Annotated in this window: 9 protein-coding genes; 4 read left to right on the plus strand and 5 right to left on the minus strand. The window is 70.6% G+C overall.

Annotation, left to right across the window (positions count from 1 at the left end; genetic code table 11):
* Positions 1 to 106: 106 nt before the first annotated feature.
* Entirely contained in the window at positions 107 to 1,930 is a 1,824-nt protein-coding gene (locus tag PYR72_RS02045) for an ABC transporter ATP-binding protein (RefSeq protein WP_275453544.1), read from the plus strand.
* On the opposite strand, the gene PYR72_RS02050 is transcribed toward PYR72_RS02045, so the two are convergent.
* Both PYR72_RS02050 and PYR72_RS02055 read right to left on the minus strand, forming a co-directional pair.
* Positions 1,866 to 2,555, minus strand: a complete 690-nt coding sequence (locus PYR72_RS02050; RefSeq protein WP_275453545.1) for an SDR family oxidoreductase — start codon at positions 2,553 to 2,555, stop codon at positions 1,866 to 1,868. The genes PYR72_RS02045 and PYR72_RS02050 overlap by 65 nt on opposite strands.
* Positions 2,556 to 2,618: 63 nt before the next feature.
* The gene (locus tag PYR72_RS02055; protein WP_275453546.1) at positions 2,619 to 3,059 is read right to left on the minus strand and encodes a VOC family protein; all 441 of its coding nucleotides are present in this window, start codon (positions 3,057 to 3,059) and stop codon (positions 2,619 to 2,621) included.
* Positions 3,060 to 3,389: 330 nt separating this feature from the next.
* Between PYR72_RS02055 and PYR72_RS02060 the strand changes: the two genes are divergently transcribed.
* Complete coding sequence (locus tag PYR72_RS02060) at positions 3,390 to 5,444, plus strand: alpha-L-fucosidase (protein ID WP_275453547.1); 2,055 nt, start codon at positions 3,390 to 3,392, stop codon at positions 5,442 to 5,444.
* Positions 5,445 to 5,622: 178 nt separating this feature from the next.
* On the opposite strand, the gene PYR72_RS02065 is transcribed toward PYR72_RS02060, so the two are convergent.
* Positions 5,623 to 6,384 (minus strand): family 16 glycosylhydrolase, encoded by a 762-nt coding sequence (locus tag PYR72_RS02065; RefSeq protein WP_275453548.1) that lies wholly within the window; start codon positions 6,382 to 6,384, stop codon positions 5,623 to 5,625.
* A gap of 654 nt (positions 6,385 to 7,038) precedes the next feature.
* Here PYR72_RS02065 and PYR72_RS02070 point away from each other — a divergent pair.
* Positions 7,039 to 8,475, plus strand: coding sequence for an FG-GAP and VCBS repeat-containing protein (locus PYR72_RS02070; RefSeq protein ID WP_275453549.1), 1,437 nt, complete (start codon positions 7,039 to 7,041; stop codon positions 8,473 to 8,475).
* Positions 8,476 to 8,579: 104 nt separating this feature from the next.
* Here the strand turns inward: PYR72_RS02070 and PYR72_RS02075 are convergent, their stop codons facing one another.
* Positions 8,580 to 10,643 (minus strand): RICIN domain-containing protein, encoded by a 2,064-nt coding sequence (locus PYR72_RS02075; RefSeq protein ID WP_275453550.1) that lies wholly within the window; start codon positions 10,641 to 10,643, stop codon positions 8,580 to 8,582.
* A 171-nt stretch (positions 10,644 to 10,814) separates the two neighbouring features.
* A complete protein-coding gene (locus PYR72_RS02080) occupies positions 10,815 to 11,885 on the minus strand; it encodes a LacI family DNA-binding transcriptional regulator (protein WP_275453551.1) in 1,071 nt (356 codons plus the stop codon).
* 551 nt (positions 11,886 to 12,436) lie between these two features.
* Here PYR72_RS02080 and PYR72_RS02085 point away from each other — a divergent pair.
* A complete protein-coding gene (locus PYR72_RS02085; RefSeq protein WP_275453552.1) occupies positions 12,437 to 14,503 on the plus strand; it encodes a beta-galactosidase in 2,067 nt (688 codons plus the stop codon).
* Positions 14,504 to 14,517: the final 14 nt, after the last annotated feature.

Below are 14,517 nucleotides of genomic sequence, written 5' to 3' on the forward strand. Positions count from 1 at the left end.
CGCGGGTCGCCCCGCACGCCCCCCGAAAACGCTGCGTAGGCCCGCGGCGGACCGTGCCGGGGACCGGCCCGGTGCCTCCTCCCTCACCGCGGCCCACCGGGCGGCCGTGCGCCTGATCCGCGAGGCCCTGACGGCCGACCGTGGGGCCGCGCTCCGGCTGACCTGGTGGACGCTCCTGTCGGCCGCCCCCGCCCTCGTCTGCGGCAAGGCCCTCGCGCTGGCCGTCGACCGCGGGTTCCTGGTGGATCGGCCCCGCACGGCGGCCCTCGGACTGGGCGTGTTCGCCCTGTGCGCCCTCGGCGGCGCCTGGGCCGGCCGGCAGAGCTACCCGTGGCTGGCCGAGATCGTGGAGCCGTTGCGCGACCGGCTGCTGCGGGACGTGGTCACCGGCACCCTCCGCCGCGCCGTCGCGCCCCGCGCCGCCCCGGACGACGGCGCGGCCGTGGCCGTCGCGCGCCTGACGCGGCAGGTGGAGGCCGTACGCGACGCGCTGGCGGGCCAGTTGATGCTGCTGTGGCAGTTCGTCCTGACGGTCGCCGCCGTGATCGCGGGCACCGCCGTCCTCGCGCCCGCCGCCGTGCCCCTGGTCGCCGTGCCGCTCCTGGCCGCGCTCGCCCTGTTCGCCGTCCTCGCCCCCGCCACGGTCCGCAGACAGCGCGCGGCCTTCGACGCCGAGGAGGACCTCGCCGGCCGTACCGTCGCCACGTTCACCGCCCTGCGGGACATCGTCGCCTGCGGGGCGCGGGAGCACGCCCGTGACGAGGCCCTCGACGCCGTCGACAGGCACCTGCGCGCCTCCAACGCCCTCGCCTCCGTGTCCGCGCTGCGGCGGCTGATCGTCGCCCTGGGCGCGCACAGTCCGCTGCTGCTCGTCGTCCTCGCCGCACCCGGCCTGCACGCCCGCGGTGTGAGCGCCGGCGAGATCGTGGGGATCCTCGCCTATGTCCTGGCCACCCTGGAACCCGCCGTCCGTCTGCTGGTGCAGGGGCTCGGCGCGTCCTGGCTGAGGCTGGCCGTGGCCGCCGAACGGCTCGCCGAGGCGGCCCACCACCCCGCGCCCGGCCCGGACCCGGACCCGGCTCTTGTCCCCGCGGACGGTTCGGCGGCTCTGTCGGGCATCGTCTTCGCCTACGGCCCGGGCGCCGAACCGGTCCTGGACGGCCTCGACCTGACCCTCGGCGACGGCGAACACCTGGCGGTCGTCGGCCCGTCCGGGATCGGCAAGTCGACCCTGGCCGACGTCCTCGCTGGCATGCTCCCGCCCGACCGGGGACGCGTCGTCCTGGGCGGCGTGCCCCTGGAGCGCGTCACCCGGGACGCTCTGGCCCGCGCCCGCGTCCTGGCACCGCAGACCCCGTACGTCGTCACCGCCACCCTGCGCGAGAACCTCCGCTATCTCGCGCCGGACACATCCGACGCGGTCCTGACCGCCGCCATGACGGAACTGGGAATGGACGCGCTGGCCGAACGGCTCGGAGGGCTGGACGGCCTGGTCGACCCCGCCGCGCTGTCCTCCGGGGAACGCGCGCTGGTGGCCCTGGCGCGCGTCCACCTCTCCGATGCCCGGCTGGTCATCCTCGACGAGGCCACCCGGCATCTGGACGCGGCGGCCGAGCGACGCGTGGAGGAGGCGTTCCGGCGTCGTCCCGGCACCGTCGTCACCGTCGCGCACCGCTTGTCCGTGGCCCGCCGCGCCGACCGGGTGCTGCTCCTGGACGGAACCCGCCCGGCCATCGGCACGCACGACGCGCTCCTGGCGCAAGTTCCGCTCTACGCCGACCTGATGGGCCACTGGCACGACGGTGCGGCCGGGACCGGACGGCCCCTGACCGGCCGCTCCGGCCCCGGCCGCACCGGGGACGGACTCAGCACCCCGGGCGCAGCATCACGTCGCTCATCGTCGCGTCCTGCGGCAGATCCAGCGCCATGACCAGGGCTGCCGCGACGGACTCCGCACGCATATGGGCCTGCGGCTCGTAGGGGAGACCGAACTGCTCGTGCAGTTTGACCTGCATGGGGGTGTCCGTCTCCCCCGGATACACGGTGGTGACCCGGACCCCGTGCGCGTACTCCTCGGCCCGCAGCGACTCCGCGAGCGCCTTCAGACCGAACTTGGACGCCGCGTAGGCGCTCAGCCGCGGCGGAGCGTGCACACCGGCGCCCGAGTTGACGAACACGACGTGTCCCCCGCCCTCGCGCAGTGCCGGCAGCAGCACGCCCGTCAGTGCGGCCGGGGCCACGAGGTTCACCGCGAGCGTGTCCTGCCAGAGGGCCGCGTCCAGCTCCTCCACCCGGCCCGACTCGACGACTCCGGCCACGTGCACGAGCGAGTCCAGCCGCTCGGGCAGGGCACCGGCTGCCAGCCGGGACCGTATCGACGCCGGCGCGGACAGATCGGCCACCAGCGTCCTGCTCGCCGGGAACCGGTCGCGCAGCTCAGCCGCCCGCGCCTCGTCCCGTGCCAGCAGCCACAGCTCCTCCCCTCGCTCGGCGAACACCTCCGCGACCGCCGCACCGATCCCCGAACCAGCACCTGTGACGAAATGAACTCCCATGGAGGGATACATACCCCATATCCCTATCTCACTCCCGGGAGCGGGAGGGGTGCGCCTGATCCTTCAGTGCAGTTGCTCGGCCAGTCCGACGATGAAGCCCTCCGGGGCCCGGAGGTAGCAGAGCAGGTAGCTGTCCTCGAACCGGGCGATCCCGCCGACGAGTTCGGCGCCGTGCGGGCGCAGGCGGGCGACCGTGTCCTCGATGTCGTCGACGGCGAACATGACGCGGTGCGTGCCCACGATGTTGTGCGGCCTGTCGCGCGCTCCGGCCGCGATCGCCGCGGGACTGCGGTACTTCGCCAGTTCGAGCCGGCTGTGGCCGTCCGGGGTCCGCATCATCGCGATGTCGCAGCGGACGCCGTCGAGCCCGGTGCAGCGGTCGGCGAAGGTGCCCTCCACCTGTCCCCTGCCCTCGAGTTGCATGCCGAGTTCCACGAAGAACGCGATGGCCGCGTCCATGTCCTCGACGACGATGCCGACGTTGTCCATCCGCTGAATCGCCATGCTGCCCTCTCCCTGCTCCTCGACGACGCGTTCGACGCGTTCGACGTGCTCGGCCTGTTCGGCGTGTTCGGCGCGACAGTCCAGCGATCATCAAATAGATCCTATGTATGTACGGACAGCTGGCCGGACGAGCACCCTCGGAACTGCCGCGCAGGACCACTACTAGCATGCTCCAATAGGGATAACGCTGTCGCACCTCTAGACAAAGATACTCCGACGCTCCTATAAATCCATCCGATGTCTCCACTTGAGTCGCGAGCACAGGACCCCGACCGACCCCTGTGCTCGTGGCGCCTTGTCCTGCCTCTCCCTCACCCCCGGAGCCGCACCATGTCCTCAGCCCGTCTCAGCAGACGCGCACTGATGAAGGCCGCAGCACTTGCCGGAGGGTTGGCGGCCGTCGGCCTGCCGCAGGCCCTGTGGCCCGCCACCGCCGAGGCGTACGCCGTCCCCTCGAAGATGGACTGGTGGTATCAGGCCCGGTTCGGCATGTTCATCCACTTCGGGTCCTACTCGCAACTGGGGCAGGGCGAGTGGGCGTTCGACAGCCAGCGGTGGAGCAAGGCGAACTACCAGACTCAGGTGACCCGGAACTTCGATCCGTCCCGGTTCAACGCCGCCACCATCGCCGAACTGGCCAAGAACGCCGGTATGAAGTACGTCGTGATCACGGCCAAGCACCACGAGGGCTACGCGATGTGGAACTCCGACGTGGCGAGCTTCACCGACACCACGGCCACCAAGCTCTACAACCTGCACGACTACAACGGCATCCAGAGCGATCCGCTCCGGGACCTCAAGAGCGAGTGCGAGAGCCGCGGGATCAAGTTCTGCCTGTACTACTCGATCCTCGACTGGAACCACCCCTCCCAGACCGACCGTCACGAGGGGGGCCTCACCACGATGTCGTCGCAGGCGGCCCGCACCGCCTACATCGCCGACATGAAAGCCCAGCTCCAGGAGCTGCTGGACCGTTACGACCCGGCACTGCTGTGGTTCGACGGTGACTGGTTCGACAACCCTTCCAGCCCCACCCTGGAGGACTGGTGGCTGGATTCGGACGGCGTCGACCTCTACAACTGGCTGATCGCGCGCAAGCCCGGTCTCATCGTCAACGAACGCGTCAAGCGGGACCACGGTCTCGGTGACTACGCGGTGGCGGAGTTCGGGATACCCTCCGCGCCGATGGGCCGGCCGTGGGAGCGGTGCAGCACCATGAACGGCGCGTGGGGTTACAACGCGTCGAGCGAGAACGCGTACAGGTCCCTCAAGGACATCGTCCAGGAACTCGTCACCGTCGTCTCCCGGGACGGCAATCTCCTGCTGAACATCGGCCCCAAGGGCGACGGGTCGGTCACCGCGGGAACGCAGACCGTCCTCAACGGCCTCGCCTCGTGGATGTCGACGTACAGCGACAGCATCCACGGCACCAGCGGCAGCCCGTTCGCCGCCGAGCCCGCGTGGGGAAAGGTCACGAGGAAGAGCGGCAAGCTCTTCGCGCACGTCTTCACCTGGCCCACCAACGGCCGGCTCAGGATTCCGATGGTCGACAACACGATCAGCCGCGTCTACCTGCTCGACAACCCCTCGGTCTCCCTCCCCTACACCGTCACCGACCAGATCGACGTGACCGTGCCGGCCACGGCTCCGAACGCCGACGACTCCGTGGTGTGTGTCGAGGTCCAGGGCATGCCGGTGAGGGCCTCGGCCCTGGTGTTCCAGAACGTCGACTACGATGCCGGCCGCGCCGTCCTGCCGCTGGGCAGCTACACCTCCTCCCAGCTCTCCGCGGCCGGCCTCGCGCCCGCCACCGCGTCCTCGATCCTGTTGCCGCCGGGCTTCCAGCTCACGGGCTACTCGGGTGACAACTTCACCGGCACGGCCTGGACGTTCACGGCCGACACCCGGGATCTTCGGGTGACGGGCAACAACGACGCGATCAGATCCCTGAGAGTGACGTTCAGGCCCGACAAGTACTTCCGGCTGACCAATGTCACCAACCATCTGGCCCTGGACAGCGGTGGCAATGTCGCCTCCGGATCGAACCTGAAACTGTGGGAGGCGGTGGTCCACTCGAATCTCCAGTGGCAGGCGATCGAGCTCGGAAACGGGTACTACCGGCTCGTCAACCGCACCAACGGCATGGTCGCCGACGGCTGGGGCGCCACCGCCGACGGTGACCCGGCCCGGCAGAAGTCCTGGGACGGCGGCAACACCCAGCAGTGGCTGATCACCCACCGCGGCCAGGGCCAGTACTCGATCGCCAACCGCGGCACGGGACTCGTCCTCGACGGCGGCGGAATGGTCCCCGGAGGGTCTACCGCCAAGCAGTGGACGTGGCAGCAGAACAACAACCTGCTGTGGACCTTCGACGCCGTGGCCTGACCGACAGCGCCCTCGCCCCGGCCCCGGCGGGGCAGTTCACGGCTCCCCGGCGGGTGTCTACGCAACGGTAGGCACCCGCCGGGGCACTTCTCCGGTGGCCGGCGTCATTTCCCCGTCGCCGCGTCCGGCGCGCTTTTTCTCCGCGTGCCCCGGAGAGATTGGGCGAGGAATTCGAGACTTATGGCCCGACGCCGTCGGCCACCTCTTCCGGTTCCTCGGGCAGTTCTTCCAGAAGCGCGGCCGGCCGTCGCACCACGAGGCGCTGGACCGTGTACGACATCTCCTTCACGTGGGGATTCGGCGGCGGGTGATAACGGCCCGCGCACACCGACAGGTTGACGATGAGATAGGCGTGCCAGGAACGCCCCACACCGCGGCGGTCGGCGAACACCCGGATGCCGTTCACCCACCAGATCACGGACCGCACGCCGAACTCGACGCGGAGGTCGACCCAGGCGCCCGGGCCGATGGCGGGGTCACGGTAGTAGAGGTTGGAACCGCGGACGTGATTGGTCAGTTCCAGCAGGTCGGGGTTGTCGGGGTGGTACTCGAAGACGTCGATCTCCTGGTCGCCGTCCCGCCAGGTCCAGATCGCCGGCCAGGCTCCGGCCTCGTACGGCAGCCTGACGCGCGCCTCCAGCACATCCCCCGCGCGGACGGTGAACCCCTCCTCGCTCTCCTCCGTGGTGAGCAGCCCCGCGTTCCACCGGCCGTCCCTTCGGCGGGTCGCGCGGAACGTGCCGGAGCGGCTGTAGGAGGGGTCGGCCGTCAGGTAATCCAGTTTGTTGTCACCGGGGTTGACCGGCCCGCCGTTCGGATAGGCCCACGAACGCCCCGCCACCCATTGACGGGTGGACGCGAAGTCCGCCGTGAAGACGATCTCAGGTCCGGACAGTAACCCCTCTGCCGACGGTGTCCCGTCAGATGCAGCATTCTCCATGCACGAAGGCTGCTCCGCTTCCGACTACGGCATGCGAATACCGGAGAACCCGCGACGAAGACAACTCGTACGGGCGAGCGCATGGGGGCGTATTCGACTAGGAACCGTCGGGCGATTTCACGATCGCGTTCGGGCGATTTCAGTCCCGGCAGAGCCCAACCTCCCCACTGGAAAAGGCAGATGACATTTCACCGAACCGGACTCCACTCCGCCTACTCCGCCTACTCCGCCTACTCCGCCTACTCCGCCGACTCAGCCGACTCAGCCGGGATACGTGCGGTCAGCGACGGCCGCGGAGTTTGCCCAGCAGGCTCCTGGCCTGACTCCGGCGGCGAGGGTCTGCGGCGGCCCGTCGCGCCTGCTCCGCCACCCGACGCCCCTGCGGGCTGCTCGCGAACTGCTTGATCCGTTCCATCATGCGCGGCATGAGACTCCGTCCCTCGGTGTCGGCAAGACTCTCCTACGGTCCGGCTACCCCCTGTGGGCCGCCTCAGCCCTGTCGGCGGTCGGAATGTGCGCCTCGTTCGTCGCCGTCACCCTGTCGTGTCGTCCGGGCGGCCACCTGCACACAACCCTTCGTCCACCTCGTGTGTCACACCCCCGGGAGCGCATCACCTGCGGCCCTCATTCACCCTTTCTACTCGGGAGTTGACCGTGCGCGCACGCACCTTCGCCGCCACCGCCGCCGTGGTGGCGCTGACCGCAACCGGCCTGACCCTGCCGCTCGCCGGAAGCGCGGCGGCCGCGACGACGGTGCGGTTCGACTTCAACGGCGACGGATACCTGGACATCGCGGTCGGCATGCCGGACTCCACCGTGAACGGCAAGGCCAAGGCGGGCTACGTCAGCGTGATCTACGGCGCCTCGGGGGCCCCGTTCCAGTCCCACGGTGAAATCGGCCAGGCCGAGCCGGGTATCCCCGGCACACCCGAGGCGGGCGACCGCTTCGGTTCCTCCGTGACACCCGTCGACGTGGACGGCGACGGCGACTTCGAACTCGCCGTCGGCGCGAGCGGCGAATCGCTCACCTCCGACCAGTACAAGGACGAGGGCACCATCACCGTCCTGGAGTACTCGAACGGGGACATCAAGGGCACCACCGTGGCCAGGGGCACAACCGAGTACAGCGGCATCGGCAGCACCGTCGCCGCGGGTGACTACGACGGCGACGGTGACGCCGACCTCGCGTACGGGGAGAACAGCGAGGAGGACGGCACGCTCCGGTTCCGCCCGGGCCCGCTCACCTCCGACCGGGTCGCCGCCATCTCCCTGCGCAGGTACAGCATGGGCGGCCGCACACTCGACCTGGCGACCGGCGACTTCGACGGCGACGGCCGGGACGACCTCGCCACCACCTGGCGGGCCCTGGAGGACTCCGGCACCTTCATCACGCGCTGGAACGACCGGGCCGAGCCCGCCCAGTGGTGGTCCGACCCCGACCGGGGCAGTGCGCTCGCCGTCGCCGACTTCGACCGGGACGGCACCGACGACCTCGCGGTCGGTCCCGTACAGCCTAACTCCGAGTCGGACACCACCCATTGCCAGGACCGGCTCGGCGGTGCGGTGCTCCTGTTCAAGGGCTCGAAGAGCACGGCCTTCGGCACCGAGAGCGAGTGCTTCACCCAGTCGAGCCCGGATGTCGGCGGCAACGCCGAGGAGGGCGACGACTTCGGCGCCGCGCTGGCCGCCGGTGACCTGAACGGGGACGACCTGCCCGAACTGGTGGTCGGCGTGCCCGGTGAGGACGTGGGCACCCTCAAGGACGCGGGGGGCTACGTCGTCCTGAACGGTACGAAGGACGGACCTCGTGGCGGCCTCGCCCGCAGCCAGAGCACCCCGAACATGCAGGGCGCGGCCGAGGCCGGTGACCGCTTCGGCGCGCAGGTGGCCGTCGGCGACTACAACAGCGACGGCCTGCGGGACACCGCGGTGAGCGCACCCGGTGAGAACGCGGGCGGGCCCACGTCGGGTGGCGTCTGGTTCGTGCCGAGCAGCACCGTGGAGACGTACACGCCGGGCAAGGCGCTGACCCCGTACGGTTTCGCGCTGGTCAGGGGTGTCTTCAAGTACGGCGAGGTGCTGGGCCTGTAGACACCGGCTCGCCCGGCCACGGCCCGCGGCGAAGGCCGGGCCCGCCGACCTCTGGTCGGCGGGCCCGGTGGCCGGTGGGGTGAGGGATGGGGTGACGGACGGGGTCAGTTGACGCGGACGATCTTCCAGAGCTGGTCGTCGAGGTCGACGCTGTTCCACTGGACGATGCCGGCGCCGTCGGCGGTGGAGGACTGGGCGACGCCCGCGACCAGGGTGCTGTTCACGTTCCGGAGCTTGTAGTAGCCGTTGCCACCGTCGCTGAGCGTCCACTTCTGGGAGTCGGCGCCGGAGGCGGTGTTCTGGACGACGACGGCTCCCGCGGTGGTGGAGGAGGAGCGGATGTCCAGGTTCAGGCTGCTGTTGACGTTCCTGATGTTCCAGGCGCCGCCGCCGGCGGACTGGAAGGTGAACAGCTGGCAGCGGCAGGCCGTGTTGGTCCACTGACCGACCGCGGTGTTGGTGGTGGTGGAGCCGTTGGGGATGTCCAGGTACTTGCCGCTGTTCTTGTTGACGAACGCGTACTGACCTGTGCCCAGGGGCGGCAGGGCCGTCTGGGTCAGGTTCCAGCGCTGGCAGGCACATGTGGTGGTGCTCCACTGGTCCGCGACGGTGCCGACGGTGGTGGAGGCGTCCGGGATTTCGAGGTACTTCCCGGTGACGCGGTTGGTGAGGGTGTAGCCACCGGCCGGGTGCGGGGCGACGGCCCATTCGTGGTCGAGGGTGCCGTTGTCGTCCAACTGCAGGATCCTGGCGCCGTTGGCGGTGGACTGGTTCTGGACGCCCAGCACCTTGCCACTGGCGACGTTGAAGATCTTGAAGTAGCCAGAGGGCTGCTGGACGAAGCGCCACTGCTGGTCCGTGGCGTTGGTCGTCGACTGCTGGGTCGCGTTGGTCCCGTTGGCGGTGGAGCCGCCGGCGATGGTGAGCTTCAGACTGCTGTTGGCGTTGGAGAGGGTGTAGGTGGCGCCGTCGGAGATGCCGCCGCCCAGGTCGATGGTGCTGTACGTCACCGGGTTGACGCCGGTGCTGCGGGCGCGGCCCCCGCTGAGCACCAGCAGACTGTGTCCGTCGGCGAGGGGGAGCATGCCCCGGCTGTAGCCGCCCGCGACGTCGGAGTTGATGCGTGTCCAGCTGTCCGCGGCGCCGTTCCGGGTGTTGAGGAACAGGTCGTCGGCGCTGTTGGCGCTGACCGCGAGCGTGCCGTTCGGACCGCCGGTGGGCAGCCAGGTGACGAAGGGGGTGCTGCGGGGGACCGTGCCGTCCGTCGCGCGCAGGGGAATGCCCGTGACGGAGCCGAACGCCTCCGGGTCGGCGCTGATCTTGTAGTAGACGGCGAAGTCACCGGCCGGGGAGCCGCCGTACTCGTAGGTCATGAGGTAGGTGTTGTCGGGCAGCTTCACGACAGTGGCCATGCCCGGGCGCTGGCTGAAAGTGGGCATCGCCACGTCGTCCACGACCGGACCCCAGGTGCGTATGTCCGTGGACACCTGGTGGACGAGTTTCTGCCCGTGATCGGGGTCGCGCTGGTCGGAGTAGTAGACGATCAGTTTGCCGCCGGAGACGAGGAAGAACGGCTCCCACACGGGAGTGTTGCCGTTGCCGTTCTGGTCGAACGCCGGGCCGCCGGTGGCGATGTTGCTGACGAAGCTCCAGCTCTGTCCGCGGTCGGTGCTGGCGTAGACATCGATCTTGATGGCCGATCGGTCGGCGGGGACGGAGGCGCCGGCGGCCAGGACGGTGCCCGCCGGGAAACCGCCCATGGCCTCGGGCAGTTCGAACAGCTCGGGCTGCCAGCGCATGCCCCAGCCGTTCTGGGTGTCCGTGACATCGGAGATCTTCGTCCAGGAACCGCCGTTGTCGGTGCTGCGGTAGATGGGGAAGACGGGGGTTCCGCTGGTGTACTGCTCGAAGGTGGCGAGCAGGGTGCCGTTGGCCGAGCCGTTGTGCTGCATGCGCATCGCCCGCGGGTAGAACGAGCCGGGCGAGGGCGCGTTCGACGGCGGGGTGTACATGGTCTGGGACGGCCGGGCGAGGGCGTCCGCCCGGCCTGCGGCGGGCAGCACCAGGGTCGCCACGGTGACGATCAGGGCCAGCAGCAGGAACAGGCAGGTGGTGGGGCGGGGACGCGGAGCGGCGCCGGGTCTGGCGCCTCGCTGCGCAGGGGACATGTTGCGGCTCCAGCGGAGAAGAGGGGAAGAGGGGAGGGGAGGAGCGGGGGGTGGGGCTTTGGGGGCCGGCGCTTCCGGGGCGGGCTCGGTGGCGGGCGAAGGAGAGCGACGGAGAGCGAAGGAGAGCGTCGGAGTCGTACGGCGCCGGGCCGGGACCGGGTGGCGGGCCGGTCAGACGGCCGCGGGCGGTGCCGGCCGGGACGGGGACGGGGACGGCGGAGGTGGTGCCGTCGAGCCGCGGACGACGAGTTCGACGGGTGGTTCGCTCGCCGGGGGCGGAGCGATGTCGGGCTTCTCGATCGCGTGCACGAGCAGGCGGATGCCTTCGTTCGCCGCGGCGTCGAAGGGCTGACGGACGGTGGTGAGGGGAGGCGAGACGTAGGCGAAGACGGGGTTGCCGTCGAAGCCGACGACGCTGATGTCGTCCGGTACCCGGCGCCCCGCCTCTCGCAGGGCGTGGATCAGGCCGATGGCCATCTCGTCGCCCGCGGCGAAGACCGCGGTCACGGACCGGTCCGCGGCCAGCGCGCGGCCGGCGGCGTATCCGGAGGCCGCGGACCAGTCGCCGTTCAGCAGCGGCGGCTCGTACGCGCCGCGCGCGTTGAGCGCCGCCCGCCAGCCCTCGATGCGGTCCTTGGTGGCGTACCAGTACCGGGGGCCGGCGAGGTGGTGGACGGTCGGGTGTCCGAGGTCCAGCAGGTGCTCGGTGGCGGCGCGTGCCAGCGGCTGGGCGCCCACGCCGACCGTCAGGGTCCGGGTGGCGGTGAAGGCGGGTGGCGCGCCGAGGAAGAGGACCGGCACGTCGATGCGCAGGGCGACGTCTCCTTCCACGAGGGGCTCGGACACGACGAGGCCGTCCACGCCCTGTTCCAGGAGCGATTCCACGGCCCCGGCGATGCTTCTCGGGGCTCCGTCCGGAGTGTTGACCACACGGAGTGCGTAACCGGCGTTCCGTACGGCCTGCTCGATGCCCATGAGCAGGGAGGCGGTGCCGTAGCCGGCGGTCCCCAGAGCGACCACGCCGATGGAGCGGGTGCGTCCGGAGGCCAGCGCCCGTGCGGCGTGGTTCAGGCGGTAGCCCAGTTCCTCGGTGGCGGCGAGCACGCGTGCGCGGACCTCGTCGGAGACGTACGGCTCGTTGTTGAGGACCCGCGAGACCGTCTTGCGCGAGACGCCGGCCAGCTTGGCGACATCCGCGCTGCGCGGTGCGGAGCCCGCACCGTGCTCGGCTTCTGATGTCATGAGGTCCCCCCACAGTCGTGCATCTGTATCTGTCGAGGTCAACGATATGACCACGCGGTCTGACCGCGCGGTCATTTCTACGCACCCGTCGACCCCACGTCAAGGGTTCCGTCACGGCACGTGCGGGTTCGCACGGTGAGGAGCGGGCTCGACGAGCGGGCACGGCGGGTCGGGGGGCGGGGGCACGGAAGACGCCCCCGCGACACATCAGCGCAGTTCACAGCACATGCGCAAGCCGGGGGACGCTTCCTTCGACTGGCCGGTGAGCGCGGCCCGGCCGCCCGTCTCGGCGTTTCGCGAAGTTCCCGCCGCCGTCGGCGCACTCCGCTCACGGCCTTGACAGGGCACCGCCCGAGCGTTCACTGTTCCTCGCATCAACCGATCAGTCCTGTTTGATCGTGTTGAATTCTGGTCACCTATCTCTGGCACAGGTGACTTCAGGAAGACGCCCTTCGCGTCCGGCTGGGCGTCGACCAGGGCCGACCGGCACCCCTCACCTCCCCGTCCCGCCGTCCCACCTCCCCGTCCCGCCGTCTCCCGGAGCCTCACCTGTGAGCACTGAACGCCGCCTCCGCCTGCCCGGCATCGCCTACGGTGGCGACTACAACCCCGAGCAGTGGCCCGAGGAGGTCTGGGCCGAGGACATGCGTCTGATGCGCGAGGCCGGGGTGACCATGGTCAGCGTCGGCATCTTCTCCTGGGCGCTGCTGGAACCCGCCCAGGGCGTGTACGACTTCGCGCGCATGGACCGCGTCCTGGACCTGCTCCACGAGAACGGTGTCGCCGTCGACCTCGCCACCCCCACGGCGCCCCCGCCCGCCTGGTTCTTCCGCGCCCACCCCGAGGCACTGCCGGTCGACCGGGACGGGCGCACCCTGTCCTACGGCAGCCGCCAGACCTTCTGCCCCTCCAGCCCCGCCTACCGCCGGGCCGCGCTGCGCATCTCGACGGCGGTCGCCGAGCGGTACGCCGACCATCCGGCGCCGGCCATGTGGCACCTCCACAACGAGTACGGCTGCCACAACGCCGAGTGCTACTGCGACACCAGCGCGGGTGCCTTCCGACAGTGGCTGCGGGCGAGGTACGGCGACGACCTCGGCGCCCTCAACCACGCCTGGGGCACCACCTTCTGGAGCCAGTGGTACTCCTCCTGGGACGAGATCCTGCCGCCCCGGGCCACCGCGGCACCGCCCAACCCCACCCACCGGCTCGACTGGCGCCGCTTCTGCTCCGACGAACTGCTGTCGCTGTGCACCGCCGAACGCGAGGTGGTCCGGCAGGCGACCCCCCACCTGCCGGCCACGACCAACTTCATGGTGCTGCGCACCTTCGACTCGCTGGACTACTGGCGCTGGGCACCCGAGCTGGACATCCTCTCCAACGACCACTACCTGATGTCCGACGACCCGGAAGCCGAGATCGACATCGCCCTCAGCGGGGACCTCATGCGTTCCCTCGCGGGCGCCCCGTGGCTGCTGATGGAGCACTCGACCGGAGCGGTCAACTGGCAGCCGGTCAACCGCGCCAAGCGGCCCGGCGAGATGCGCCGCAACGCCCTCGCCCATGTCGCCCACGGTGCCGACGGCATCCTCTTCTTCCAGTGGCGCGCGGCCAGGGCGGGCGCCGAGCAGTGGCATTCGGCGATGCTGCCGCATGCGGGCACCGACAGCCGGACCTGGCAGGACGTCGTCCGACTCGGCGCCGACCTGCGGGCGCTGGGCGAGGTACGCGGCAGCGCGCACGCCGCCCGGGTCGCCGTCGTCTGGGACTGGGACGCCCGTTGGGCCCTGGAACAGCCGTCCCAGCCCACGGGTGAACTCCGCTTCCAGGACCTGGTCAGGGACTGGTACACCCCGCTGTGGCGGGCCGGTGTCGCGGTCGACTTCGTCCGCCCCGACTCCCCCGGCCTCGACTCCTACCGGCTCGTCCTCGCCCCCAGTCTCCATCTCCTCGACGACGCGGGTGCGGCCCGTCTCACCGCCTATGTCGAAGGGGGCGGCACCCTGGCCGTGGGCTTCCACAGCGGGGCGGTCGACGAGAACTGCCATGTCCGCCTCGGCGGCTACCCGGGCGCGTTCCGCGAGATCCTCGGTGTGCGCGGCGACGAGCCGTTTCCCCTGCTGCCCGGCCGATCGGTGGGCCTGGACGGGCAGGTCCCGCCGGGTGCGACCGCCGACCTCTGGACGGAACGCCTCCACCTCACCGGGGCGGAGGCCGTCGCCACCTACTCCGACGGGCCGCTGACCGGCGTCCCCGCGATCACCCGGCACACCTACGGCAGCGGGACCGCCTGGTACGTCGCCACCCATCCGGATCCCGCCACCCTGACGGCGGTCCTGGACCGCATGCGACGTGAGGCCGGGGTGCACCCGGAGGCCGATGCCCCTGCGGGTGTCGAGGTGGTGCGACGATACGGCACGGACGCCGACTACCTCTTCCTCATCGACCACGCCGGAGAGGGGGCCGAGGTGCCCGCCGAAGGCGTCGAACTTCTCACCGGTACAACGGTGTCCGGGAAGGTCACGGTGCCCGCGGGAGGCGTCGCGGTGGTCCGCGAGCCGCGGTCCGCCTCCGACGCTCGGACGACGGCTCGCGCGTACGGTCGCGGGGCCGGCTGACCGAGGGTCACGGT

The sequence above is a fragment of the Streptomyces sp. VNUA24 genome (assembly GCF_029167005.1).
GTDB classification, from domain to species: domain Bacteria; phylum Actinomycetota; class Actinomycetes; order Streptomycetales; family Streptomycetaceae; genus Streptomyces; species Streptomyces scabiei.